This window comes from Shewanella mesophila (assembly GCF_019457515.1).
GTDB lineage: Bacteria > Pseudomonadota > Gammaproteobacteria > Enterobacterales > Shewanellaceae > Shewanella > Shewanella mesophila.
Genome location: NZ_CP080421.1, coordinates 669,463 through 682,231, shown reverse-complemented (window position 1 = coordinate 682,231; position 12,769 = coordinate 669,463). Strand labels below are relative to the sequence as shown.

Annotated in this window: 10 protein-coding genes and 5 tRNA genes; 7 read left to right on the top strand and 8 right to left on the bottom strand. The window is 43.6% G+C overall.

Features of this window, described 5'->3' with window-relative positions; genetic code table 11:
- Positions 1-8: 8 nt before the first annotated feature.
- The 8 genes from K0I73_RS03105 to orn all read right to left on the bottom strand — a co-directional run bounded on the left by K0I73_RS03105 (position 9) and on the right by orn (position 4,136).
- Complete coding sequence (locus K0I73_RS03105) at positions 9-1,487, bottom strand: NAD(P)H-hydrate dehydratase (protein ID WP_220063084.1); 1,479 nt, start codon at positions 1,485-1,487, stop codon at positions 9-11.
- 692 nt (positions 1,488-2,179) lie between these two features.
- On the bottom strand, positions 2,180-2,635 hold the full coding sequence (locus tag K0I73_RS03100; protein WP_220063083.1) for a hypothetical protein: 456 nt from the start codon (positions 2,633-2,635) through the stop codon (positions 2,180-2,182).
- Positions 2,636-2,915: 280 nt separating this feature from the next.
- A tRNA-Gly gene (locus K0I73_RS03095) sits at positions 2,916-3,016 on the bottom strand.
- Positions 3,017-3,055: 39 nt separating this feature from the next.
- Positions 3,056-3,131: transfer RNA gene (locus K0I73_RS03090), tRNA-Gly, on the bottom strand.
- 47 nt (positions 3,132-3,178) lie between these two features.
- Positions 3,179-3,279 (bottom strand) — tRNA-Gly (locus K0I73_RS03085).
- 9 nt (positions 3,280-3,288) lie between these two features.
- Positions 3,289-3,364 (bottom strand) — tRNA-Gly (locus tag K0I73_RS03080).
- A 47-nt stretch (positions 3,365-3,411) separates the two neighbouring features.
- Positions 3,412-3,487: transfer RNA gene (locus K0I73_RS03075), tRNA-Gly, on the bottom strand.
- A gap of 103 nt (positions 3,488-3,590) precedes the next feature.
- Complete coding sequence (gene orn, locus K0I73_RS03070) at positions 3,591-4,136, bottom strand: oligoribonuclease (RefSeq protein WP_220063082.1); 546 nt, start codon at positions 4,134-4,136, stop codon at positions 3,591-3,593.
- 115 nt (positions 4,137-4,251) lie between these two features.
- Between orn and rsgA the strand changes: the two genes are divergently transcribed.
- The 7 genes from rsgA to K0I73_RS03035 all read left to right on the top strand — a co-directional run bounded on the left by rsgA (position 4,252) and on the right by K0I73_RS03035 (position 12,761).
- On the top strand, positions 4,252-5,307 hold the full coding sequence (rsgA, locus tag K0I73_RS03065) for a small ribosomal subunit biogenesis GTPase RsgA (protein WP_220063081.1): 1,056 nt from the start codon (positions 4,252-4,254) through the stop codon (positions 5,305-5,307).
- Between the two features lie 36 nt (positions 5,308-5,343).
- Positions 5,344-6,204, top strand: coding sequence for an archaetidylserine decarboxylase (asd, locus tag K0I73_RS03060; protein ID WP_220063080.1), 861 nt, complete (start codon positions 5,344-5,346; stop codon positions 6,202-6,204).
- Between the two features lie 8 nt (positions 6,205-6,212).
- On the top strand, positions 6,213-7,094 hold the full coding sequence (locus K0I73_RS03055; RefSeq protein WP_220063079.1) for a DMT family transporter: 882 nt from the start codon (positions 6,213-6,215) through the stop codon (positions 7,092-7,094).
- A 148-nt stretch (positions 7,095-7,242) separates the two neighbouring features.
- Positions 7,243-10,431 (top strand): mechanosensitive ion channel domain-containing protein, encoded by a 3,189-nt coding sequence (locus K0I73_RS03050; RefSeq protein ID WP_220063078.1) that lies wholly within the window; start codon positions 7,243-7,245, stop codon positions 10,429-10,431.
- Positions 10,431-11,126, top strand: a complete 696-nt coding sequence (locus tag K0I73_RS03045) for a glycerophosphodiester phosphodiesterase (protein ID WP_220063077.1) — start codon at positions 10,431-10,433, stop codon at positions 11,124-11,126. The genes K0I73_RS03050 and K0I73_RS03045 overlap by 1 nt, the downstream gene beginning before the upstream one ends.
- Positions 11,127-11,456: 330 nt before the next feature.
- Positions 11,457-12,383, top strand: a complete 927-nt coding sequence (locus K0I73_RS03040; protein ID WP_220063076.1) for a D-2-hydroxyacid dehydrogenase — start codon at positions 11,457-11,459, stop codon at positions 12,381-12,383.
- A gap of 186 nt (positions 12,384-12,569) precedes the next feature.
- Positions 12,570-12,761: a bacterioferritin-associated ferredoxin gene (locus K0I73_RS03035; protein ID WP_220063075.1), complete on the top strand. Its 192-nt coding sequence runs from the start codon at positions 12,570-12,572 to the stop codon at positions 12,759-12,761.
- Positions 12,762-12,769: the final 8 nt, after the last annotated feature.

Below are 12,769 nucleotides of genomic sequence, written 5' to 3'. Positions count from 1 at the left end.
TCAGCAGCCTAAATCTTATCTACCAGCAATCGAATATAGGGGAAAAGATCGCAAGCGAGCATTCCTCTCTCTCCCTCTTTAGCGGCCATGTCGGCAGCCACGCCATGCACCACGACACCAGCACTAGCAGCATCCATATTGTTCATACCTTGAGCCATTAAGGCTGCGATAATACCGCCTAGTACATCGCCACTGCCACCGCTCGCTAATCCTGGATTGCCTACAGGCGCCACATGACAATGGGTACCATCATAAATCAAGGTTCCAGCGCCTTTTAATACTATGACGCCACCATACTTTTTCTGTAGTGCATATACAGCTGCAAACCGATCACATTCAACCTCGTCAATGCTGACGCCTAACAGTCGAGCAGCTTCACCACTATGAGGTGTTAACACCCAATTGTTCTGTTTTTGCGGTTCAAGCGATAACAGATTCAGTGCATCAGCATCCACCACACTAGGTTTATCACTTAATCCGGTCGCTTTTAATAGATTATATCCCCAATCACGCTTACCTAAACCGGGCCCAATGAGCAACACATCAGCCCAGCCAAGCCGTTGATAAACTTCCATATCAACGAGCTCGCATCCCCAAAACATTAGCTCAGGCCTACCGGAATTGATGACAGGTAAATGTTGAGGACGTGATACTACCGCCACTAAACCTGCGCCCGCTCGCAGACAACTTTCTCCAGCCAATCTCGGCGCTCCAGCCATTCCCACATCGCCACCGATAACCGTCACCTTGCCGCACGCTCCCTTGTGGCTATTTCTAGCTCGTGTAGGTAAGCCAAGATCTGTCATTCGATGGGCTATATTAAAGCAGCTTGTCTGCGGTAAAAATGGCGTCAGACCTATATCTGCAAGCCATAAACACCCTACACAATCACGTGCTTTACCAGTGACTAACCCTTGTTTGACCGCACCAAAGGTTAAGGTCGCATCAGCTTTCACCGCAACGACACCAGCCCCTGTATCAGCCTTGATTCCAGAAGGTATATCTAAAGAGAGTATCCAGCCGTTATGCTTATTAATAGCATCGATAATACTCGCGATAGGCGCTTCGACTTCGCCATGAAAGCCCGTTCCCAGCAGGCCATCAATAACGACATCTGCGCCATCTAATGCGAGTTTAACGTCATCGAGCACTCGCCCACCGGCGGCAATAAAAGCGGCTTTAGCATGAGAAATACCTACTCTAGGTTCTGCCCTCTCCATGGCGTATAACTGGACATTACAACCCGCTTCTAACAGTAAAGTGGCACAAATGTAAGCATCGGCCCCGTTGTTTCCATAACCTGCAAAGACTGAAATATTACCGCTAAGGCGCTCAACATTTTTTAATAATTCAAATGCTGCCTGCCCAGCCCGCTCAATCAGTTCAATCAAACTCACTTCTTGTGAATCTATAAAGCTGACTTCAGCATCCCTAATCATTTGCGCAGAATATAATTCTTGAGGAAGCAGGGCTTCAGTAAACAACATAGGGAATCTCCTTAAGAAAAGCTTTTTATAAAACAGTTACCTTAGATAAGGCTTAAGCATATTCGATATTGACCGCTTTATTGCTGATTAGATTCATTAGAAGCAGAGCTTATTGAAGGAAGATTGATCTTGCACAAAAAATGGGGTCTCGCAGAGATGCTTTTACGACAAGTTCAATCCATAGACGATGCACGCTCATGCAATACCAATCAGTATAAAGGTCTGATCGCTCAGCGAGAGTTTAGCGCCTATGAGGCGAGGCCTTAATTGCTCCTCGGCTCTAGCATCCTCGGTAACTGCGCCATGCGTTACCCTACCTCCTAAATCCCTTCAGTCGTGCTTCGCCCTATATCCATAAAGTCGTGCATGAAGGGCATTCACAACATCTGACCTCCAGGAATGAAGGGAATGTCTTAAGTATCTCGGGAACATGCAAGACCCAGTTAATTGCAACGAGTGAAGAGCATTGCTGAACTAGAGTCAAACTCGTTAACACAGCATCGAAAGCGCTAAAAACACGCCAAATAGTTCACTTTCTTATACTGATTGGTATAAATTACGCCAAACAAAAAAGCCTGACTTGAGTCGATACCCAAATCAGGCTTTAAGAATCACATAACTAGGTTGGCCAAATTAGCTAAGCCACCGTTCTAGATGCTTAGTGGTTAATATAAGAATAACTAACACAGCGACTAAATATCTTCCATACGAATACTATTATGGACTAACCGTTGCTGCTGGATCTTCTCAACACGAACCAAATCATTAAGTGCATTTTTAACATCACCAGGAACAGATGACTCAGCTGTTTTTTGCAATAGCCCGATGAGTCGATTATCTAAATCTAAATGTAACTCAAGTAGATCATCTTCATCCATATTGGCTTTTACAACGAGATCTTGGCAGCGCTTCACGAAATCCTCAAAAACGATATCGTTGTACCAGAGCTCAAGCAACCGAGTAGGAGCCTCTTCAATATAGTTATCGATCTTCTCGGATACCTCTTTCTGATGCTGCTGTAGGTATTCAAGCATTAACTTCACTCGAGATGAGTCGACACCACCATGCAAACGACGATACAACTTAGCCATCTCTAAACGACATTTAGAGACATATGCTAGCTGTTCATTAAGCTGTTGAAATCTCATCTTACTTTCTCCAATCGATGCCATTAGGTGAGGCGTTAATACATAGACGATTCTATTATGAGAGCATTTTGCTAATCTTTTTTTGAACAATGTCATAGTTTAGGTAGTTCTGTCGCAACTACATTAGCCATGGTTAAAGAAGTTGGGGCTATATCACGCTTATAATGATTCTGTGATCTTTAGGCAAACATATTGAATTGCAATGGCATAAATTTAGGCAATCAACTGAGCTAATGTAGTGATTTGATTTGGGAGAGATAGATAGAAATAAGAGGAAGATTGGAACGACATATCGGATTAGAAACAAATAACCGATGACCTATCCCTTGGCAAGGTATCGCCCTTTTGCTCTATACAAAGAGTCAACTGAGCTAATGCCATGATTAATTTTAAAGGGGAAGCTAAAACTGAAAATAAGATTGGAGCGACATATCGGGTTCGAACCGATGACCTATACCTTGGCAAGGTATCGCTCTACCAACTGAGCTAATGTCGCGTAAAACTTGTTATCTATAGCATTTGGTGACGCTATAAATTTTAATTTGGAGCGACATATCGGATTAGAAACAAACAACCGATGACTTATACCTTGGCAAGGTATCGCCCTTTTGCTCTATACAAAGAGTCAACTGAGCTAATGTCGCAATCAAATTTGGAGCGACATATCGGGTTCGAACCGATGACCTATACCTTGGCAAGGTATCGCTCTACCAACTGAGCTAATGTCGCGTAAAACTTGTTATTTATAGCATTTGGTGACGCTATAAATTTTAATTTGGAGCGACATATCGGGTTCGAACCGATGACCTATACCTTGGCAAGGTATCGCTCTACCAACTGAGCTAATGTCGCATTTCACACTTTACTAACTAGGTCGCTAGCAAAAAGTTGAGGCCGCATTATAGGAGAATTTCGCTCGGCTGCAACCCCTTCTTTAAAAAATTCTATCGTTTGGTCAAATTTTAAATACTTTGTCACGATAAAATTGCAATTCGGCGATAGATTCCTGGATATCAACCAGCGCTTGATGGGTACCTTGCTTATTGAGCCCTTCCATCACTTCTGGCTTCCAACGACGAACCAGTTCTTTAATCGTACTAACATCAATATTGCGATAGTGAAAGTAATCTTCAAGCTCGGGCATATAACGATTTAAAAAACGTCTATCTTGGCCAATACTGTTACCGCACATAGGTGAAACACCTTTTGGCACATATTGTTCCAGAAAGGAGATAGTTTGCTCAATCGCTTGAGATTCACTAACATTACTCGCTTTTACTCGATCAATTAGCCCTGATTCACCATGATGCTTTTGATTCCAATCATCCATATTTGCTAGCACATCATCAGGTTGGAAAATCGCAAGCACTGGACCTTCAGCTAAAATATTTAGCTCCTTGTCAGTTACAATAGTGGCGATCTCAATAATTCTATCGATGTTAGGTTCTAACCCAGTCATCTCCAAATCAACCCAAATCAGATTACTTTCATCCGCAGCCATATATCTGCCTTATAAATTAGTGTTCGCCTAAATTCAGGCTTTTTTGTTTAAGACCGTGTATCATACTGCTTTTTTAGACGACACAAAATAACCTTATTTTGACGATGATGACACTGTGAGTAAAAAGAAACCCCTAAGCCAAGGCCAACGCCGCCGTATGCGGGCCAATCACGAAAAGCGTTTGCAGCGAAAAGACGCTGGAGATACAACTCCTGAACTACAGGATAGCTCACTCGGCCCAGAACTACTCGGTACTGTGATATCCCGTTTCGGTCAACATGCAGATATTGAAACCGAAGATGGCCTGCTCGTTCGCTGTAATATTCGCAGAAATATCGAAAGCTTAGTTACTGGTGACAAAGTGATTGTCCGTTTAGCTAACGAGACAACCGCTACCATAGCCGGTGTTGTCGAGGCAGTACATCCAAGGCACTCTTCGTTATCTCGGCCCGATCTCTATGATGGCATTAAAATTATTGCCGCCAACATTGACCAAATCTTAATAGTGTCATCGGTCGTGCCAAGTTTTACTACCCAGATAATCGACAGGTACTTGGTTGCCGCTGAAGATACGGGGATTTCACCCGTGATCATTCTCAATAAAATCGATCTACTCAGTGAAGAAGAAGCTCCTCAAGTTGAAGCTGCACTGAAACGTTATCAAGATATTGGCTATCAGGTGTATCAAGTCAGTAGCATCAAAGGTGACGGCGTAGAAACAATAAAGTCACTACTGAAAGATAAAGTTAGCGTGTTTGTCGGCCAATCTGGCGTAGGTAAATCGTCATTAATTAACGCATTACTTCCTGATGCAGAGTTAATTACAGGCGATGTATCATCTAACTCAGGCCTAGGCCAACACACCACAACGACCGCTAAACTATTACACTTTCCTAGTGGCGGAGATCTAGTCGACTCTCCAGGTGTTCGCGAGTTTGCATTATGGCATCTCCCTGCCGAACGCGTCGGCTGGTGTTTTGTTGAATTTAGAGATTATATTGGCGCCTGTAAGTTTAGAGATTGTAAACATAAACATGATCCCGGCTGTGCCATTACTGCCGCATTTGAAGAAGGGAAGATATCTGAAGACAGATATAATAACTATCATCGCATCATAGATAGTCTCGATGAGCAGCGCCATGCGCGCCATTTCAGAAATGATAACGACTAACAAAAAAAGCCATATTGTATTTGAAGGATAAATAACGTGGACAAACTGAAAATTGCTTTGCAATACGTAATGCCAAAACACCTGCTATCGCGACTTGTCGGTAAATTGGCCGCTGCTGAGCTAGGTAGCATAACGACTAGCGTCATCAAATGGTTTATCAAACAATATAAGATCGATATGAGCGAAGCAGCTCAGAGTGAACCCGAAGCATACTCCAGTTTCAACGCGTTTTTCACTCGCGCCTTAAAACCTGGGATCCGTCCATTGTGCCAAGATGATGATTACATTGTTCACCCTGTTGATGGTGCAGTCAGCCAATGCGGCCCAATTAAAGAGGGGCGTATTTTCCAAGCCAAAGGGCATGAATACTCATCACTTGCGCTGCTAGGCGATCAAAGCGATGATGCCAAACGCTTCGAAGGTGGCGATTTTGCAACCATCTATCTAGCGCCTAAAGATTATCATCGGATTCATATGCCGATTAAAGGCACCTTGTCGAAAATGACCTATGTCCCTGGCGAATTGTTTTCGGTAAACCCGTTAACGGCTGAGAATGTGCCAGGACTGTTCGCTCGTAATGAGCGTGTAGTAGCCATATTTGAAACAGAAATTGGGCCAATGGCTATGGTGCTCGTTGGTGCGACTATTGTCGCCAGCATAGAAACCGTATGGGCAGGCACTGTGACACCACCAACGGGTAAGCAAGTGTTTACTTGGGACTATCCAACGGAAGGTCCAGAAGCCTTAACCCTAGATAAAGGCGATGAAATGGGCCGATTTAAACTCGGTAGCACTGTCGTAATGCTGTTTGCCAAAGATGCGCTTGAAGAATTTGCTGACGGTGTAAAACCCAAAGCTGTAACGCGGATGGGTCAGGCATTTGCAAAAATAGACTAGAGATAATATTGGACACGAGATCAAGCAACCACACAGGGTTAATCGAGCTTCATATTGCCGTACTGCTCTTTGGTGGAACGGCATTATTCTCAAAACTGATCCCTCTTAGCGCACTCGACATTACCTTGCTGCGCTGCGCTGTGGCGGCCGTGATCTTAGCCCTTATTGTCAAAAGTACCGGGACTCAACTTCGCCTCAAAAACCAAAAGGACTATTTTGTAGCAGTGGGCCTGGGCATCATCGTCAGCCTGCATTGGGTCACCTATTTTGCATCTATGCAGCTGTCGTCGGTTGCGATTGGCATGATCGCCTTCTTCACCTATCCAGTAATGACAGTATTAATAGAGCCCCTTTTTACAAGAGCCAGACTCAAGCTAGCGGATTTGATTAGCGGCATAAGCGTACTTTGTGGTGTAAGCCTACTCATTCCTGAAGCAACATTAGGCAATGATGTCACTTTAGGCATTGTTATCGGTATTTTGTCTGCCGTGTTATTTACTACACGAAATCTACTGCATAAACGCTACTTTTCAGCATATAGCGGCCCACAAGCCATGTTTTATCAAACTGCAGTTGCTGTACCATTTCTTCTGCCTTGGCATCAGGCTGACATTACCGCCATTGATAGTCATGTTTGGTGGTTGATTCTACTGTTAGGGGTATTTTTTACCGCGGCGCCCCATGCCTTGTTCACCTCCGCACTGCGTCAGCTTAGCGCAAAGACAGTGAGTTTGGTCTCCTGCCTACAACCTTTATATGGGGCGGTGCTCGCACTGTTATTATTAGGCGAAGAGTTAGCCTTGAAGACCATTATCGGTGGCGCTCTGGTGGTTATCACCGCGATCTATGAAACTCAACAAAGCCGTAAAGCACAGCGAATAGCTAAATAGTTTGCCCAATTTAGCCAGCCAACCTCTCCACCAATGTTTGAAGTTAACCTGAATTTCCTTAATCGAATTAACACTTAAGGATCACATCTGAAAAGAAGTTGGTATACTATGAGTTGTCCATTCACGCGTTAACGCGAATAAAGCAACTATGTTTCGTATTTCACTGATTTTTTTGTGCCTTTTTTCCATCAGCACCTATGCTAATTCGCCGCTTTCTCTTGATAAGCGATTAGGCCTCGGACCATCCAATCCCGTTGCAGAAAAATCAATAGAAGAGCAACTCGCCTTACTTGAAACCCAAATTAGTGAACAAAGCTCTCTACAAGCGAGTTTTGAAGCAATTCAAAATCAATACCATGGCAAGAAACGACTTCTCAATGAGCAGCTCAAAGAAGCGGATTCTGCATTGACCTGGCAGCAAAACCACGATCTTGGTCAGCAAGCGTCTATGGCTTATTTACGCCTTTCAGAGCTTAAAGAAACTGAAGCGAATCTGAGCCAACAGATCAACCAACAGATCCAACGCCAACATCAACTTCCAGAGCTGATCACCCAAGCAAACCTGACTGTGGCCCAATACAAAAAAACGGCGACCGATAAGAATAATCTAGTGATTGAAGCGCAAAAACGGCTTGCTAGCCAAAACTTGTCAACATTAGAAGCGGAACTTGCGAGCAGCCAGAAACAGATAGCACTAAACCAATTGCAACTGAACGTGGTTCGTCGGCAGTTGCTTCAACAAGAGCGTCTAATCGAAGAGCTTAATAGTGCGATCTCGATTGCCCGTCACAAAACGACGGCGGCAACTATTGCAGCAAGCCAAATAGAGCGATTAGTCACCGATGACACGGTTGCACTTAAACTCAACGAACAGAATCGAGCCTACAGCGAACAATTACAACAGCTCACTCAGGATATGACACTGGTTGCGACTAAGCAGGAGCAGGCTGAAACTCAGTATCAATTTCAGGCAAAGCAACTGACCAATATTCAGCAGCAAATAGCCTTAGTTAAACTTAACTCTGCATTTGGAGAACGCTTTTTACGGATTTTGTCTTCTCTCCCCAAGCCACCCAATCAGGACCACATTAGCAATGAGATAGCAAATGCACGCCTATCACGCTATCAAATAGAGCAAGATCAAGCCTTATATACTGGTACGATTGACCCTGAGATAGAGCAGACTCAACTGCAGACTAAACTGCTTGCCTCTCAACAGCAACTTCAGCATCAACTGCTGGAAAACTATGATCTCTATATAGGTGAACTCGCAGAACTACGTGTTATTTATGAACAGTTAGGCCAACAGTATCGCACCCTAAAAACCACGTTAAATGAGCACCTTTTTTGGGTTGCAAATGCCAACAGCATAGATCGTTTCTGGTTTAGCGATCTGCTACAAAGCAGCCAATGGCTATTAACAAAAGCACCATGGCAACAGCTGTCGGAGTCCCTATCTGAACAAGGTTCATTATGGTCAGGCTGGCTGATCCTCTTAGTGCTATGTCTAGTCACCCAAGATCTGCTGACACCTATTTTTCACCGCACTATGAACCACAACGCCGCATTTGTCGGTAATGTAACCCAAGATAAATTTATCTATACCTTTTCGGCGCTCATCACCTCGATATTATATAGCGCGATTAAACCTCTTCCAGTCATTGCTGCGGGGGTTATCTTCTTCCTCTCTAACCAGAACTTAGTCTCATCGGTTGGTATGGCAATGCTCACTGTTGGCGCGCTTTATTGGCTGTATAGAATCACCCACCTGCTGGCATTAGATAACGGCATATTAATTGGCCACTTCAAGGGAGATGCCAAACTCATTCATGCAACTCAAGAGCGCTTGCATAGCTTTACTCTCATCACTATGCCAATCATAGGCATTCTTGGTTTTACAGAAATACTCGAGACCTCGATGATCAGAAATAGCATAGGTAGAGGCGCATTTATCCTATTTGCCATCATGTTGTTTTGGTTTTACAAAGATATATTGCAACTATCGAAACAAGAGCATCAGTACCATCAAGACGATAAAAATAAACGCTTGTTGCAGAAAGCACTTTGGGCTGTACTGCTCATCCTCCCTGTAGCCTGTGCCATATTGGCTTTTAGAGGCTATTACTACACCGCATTTCAGATGTTACTGCAGCTGCAACTATCGCTCATCCTATCCTTAAGTTTTATGCTGTTATATCTATTAATTAAGCGGTGGATGCTTATTGAGCGCAGACGTATTGCGTTTAACCGTGCGAAAGCCAAACGTGCTGAAATATTAGCGCAACGAGAGAAAGAGGATGACAGCCCAAACAACGAACAAGGCGATACCTATGAAGAGCCTGTCGTTGATCTAGAAACCATATCGAGCCAATCTTTAGGTTTGGTACGCTCATTACTGACTTTGGCGTTCTTGATAAGCTTAATCGGTTTGTGGACTCAGACACATAGTGCTGTGTTCTCCTTCCTAGATGGCATCACCCTATGGACCAGCTCAACGGTTGTCGATGGTATTTCTCAGCAGTTACCCATCACTTTAAAATCCTTACTATTAGGCCTAATTATTGTTGGCTTCTCTTTGATGGTCGCCACCAATTTACCTGGTCTGCTCGAGTTGATGATATTACAACGCCTCGATCTCTCTCAGGGAACGGGTTTTGCCGTCACAACGGTCACTCGATACCTAGTGGTTTTCTTTGGCATGCTTAGCGGCTTCTCGACGCTAGGGATGGAATGGTCCAAGCTACAGTGGTTAGTTGCCGCTTTATCTGTTGGTTTAGGCTTTGGTTTACAAGAGATTTTTGCCAACTTTATCTCTGGTCTCATTATTCTATTTGAAAAGCCGGTTCGTATCGGCGATACCATCACCATTCGCGATCTCTCTGGCACTGTGAGCAAGATCCAGATCAGGGCGACGACTATTGTTGATTGGGACAGAAAAGAGATCATTATTCCCAATAAAGCCTTTATTACAGAACAGCTAATTAACTGGTCGCTGTCAGATCCTATCACTCGCGTTATCGTCCATGTCTCTGTCGCTCGTGATTCGGATCCTGCAAAAGTTGAAGCCGTTTTATATCAGGCAGTTAAAGAGTGTGAGGAAGCCTTACTCACACCTGAGCCTGAAGTATGGTTTGCAGGTTTTGGCAAGCATACTCAAGATTATGAGATCCGTGCTTACGCTAAAGATATGAGCGCTCGCTGGCCGCTTCGGCATACGCTGCATAATAAGGTCAGTAAAAAATTGAAAGAGAACCATCTTGAGCTGGCTTACCCTCAATTAGAAGTTCATATTAAGGGTAATCAAACAAAAGAGACTCAAGGACTCATTAGAAGCTGATGCGAGTATTTGCACATCGTGGGGCCAGCGGTTACGCCCCCGAAAACACCTTAGCCGCAATTAAGAAGGCGATTGAACTTGGCATCACAGCTATTGAGATAGATGTGCATAATGTCGAGGGTGAGTTATGCGTATTTCATGACAGACGCCTCGATGGCAAAAGCAGTGGCACAGGCCTGATTGAAGAGGTGAGCCAAAGCTATTTAGCATCACTCAACGTCGATGGTGAGCCGATACCTAAACTCTGGGAATTACTCGTTTACCTGCAAGATTTTGATAGCTTATTAAATATTGAATTAAAAGGAATGAGATCGCTTAAACCTTTTCTAAACTTGTACCCTCAGATATTAACCAAGCTCAACTTTAAGCCAGAGCAATTGCTTATATCCTCTTTTAATCATCATTTTATTAAAGCTGTTAAGCAACAATACCCTCACGCATTAGTTGCGCCTTTACTCGAAGGTATTCCAGAAGATGATGCAGCAATCGTCAGTCACTTAGAAGCCTATTCACTGCATCTCAGTTTAAGCTTTATTACAGCGGAGCTAGTTGCCGATGCCCATCGACGCGGTGCTAAAGTCTATGTTTATACTGTCGATAACCCAGAAGATATCAACTACCTAATGGGTTTGGGTGTCGATGGGATTTTTAGTAACTATCCAGACTTAAGCCAACAAACTATCGATAGTTATTAATCAACGACAAACAGGCTATTGATTTACCCTAGACACCTATCAATATTTTTGTAAACCTGATCTAAATAACCTGAACTCTGGTTAAGAGATGGCATAACGCTAAATGAATTAGCCGTTTTACGCTTACTTCATCTCAAACTTGTCATTTGTTTTGCTAACAAGGCGTATTTACGCGTCAATAGCCCGCCTATTGCAAGTGAATCCAACGCAATTAGCGGAATAAAGGGCTATTTGAGATACGTTTATTATCCCGAGTTCAGGTTAAATACAAACGTCACGCTAAGATAACAACAGATTAAATAACAAGAATAACAGCAATAAGGACTCACTATGGAACACAGACTGATGCTCCTCACCAGTGACAATCAAAAATATCGAGAACTCCTCACCTCATGCCATTTGCCTAACTTAACCATACTCGGTGATGATCCCCAAAGTATCTTAACAGCAGATATTTGGCTTGCGGAGCCTCCTTTAGCTGCGCCGCTAATTGGACATGCCAAAAGCATTACTTGGCTGCAATCGACTTATGCAGGGGTGGACCTGTTAATCAAACCTCGGCTACGTAGGGATTACTTACTCACTAATATTAAAGGCATTTTTGGCCCCTTGATGAGTGAATATCTGTTTGGATATCTGCTTGCACATCAACGTCATCACCAACAATATAAATCACAGCAAGCAGAAAAAATATGGCGACCAGGGAATTTTAAAACCCTGCAAGGACAACATTTATTGTTACTCGGTACAGGCAGTATTGCGCAGCATATTGCACAAACGGCCAAACACTTTGGTATGCATGTGACTGGCATCAACAGAGGCGCCAAGCCGACCATAGGCTTTGACCATATAGACACCTTAGCCAACTTACCTCAACATATTGCTCAAGCGGATGCGATTGCTGCTATTTTACCCAGTACGCCGGACACTCAGGGTATTTTAGACCAACAGACGTTAGGCCTACTCAAAGATGATGCTATCCTATTCAATCTCGGTCGTGGTGATGTGCTCGATCTTGATGCTCTCCACAAAGAGTTAAGTAAGCGTAAACAACTGCAAGCTATTTTAGATGTGTTTAATCAGGAGCCTTTGCCGCAAGAGCACCCCATATGGTCACTCAACAATGTGATTATTACTCCGCATATTGCGGCGCCAAGTCTTCCAGAACAAGTCGTCGAAATATTTGCCAATAACTATCACAAGCTCATCAATAATGAGCCATTGAACAATCAAGTCAATTTTGAACGAGGATATTAAGCCACACTTTTAAGCAGAAGTGATGCAGTTGAAGCGAGCTTTTACAGGCAACGAAGTGAGAGCTCCATCACCTTTTTTAATAGCTCTGTTTAGCCAAATAAGTTCAGATTTATAACCGATAGTTATTGGTATTGAGAATTGTTTTCACTTACAATTACAGCTATCGAAACTGAAAGAGCTATTAGTATGTATGTTTGCTTATGCTATGCCATCACTGACACCCAGATAAAACAGGCTGTCGACCAAGGCGATTCCTCGTTGGCGGATGTTAAACAGCGCCTAGGCGTTGGTAGCCAGTGTGGCAAATGTACTCGTATGGCGAGTGAGATTATCCAAGCAAGATTGGATGTAGTGCCTAACTTCTATGAAGTCGCCTAATACCTCGA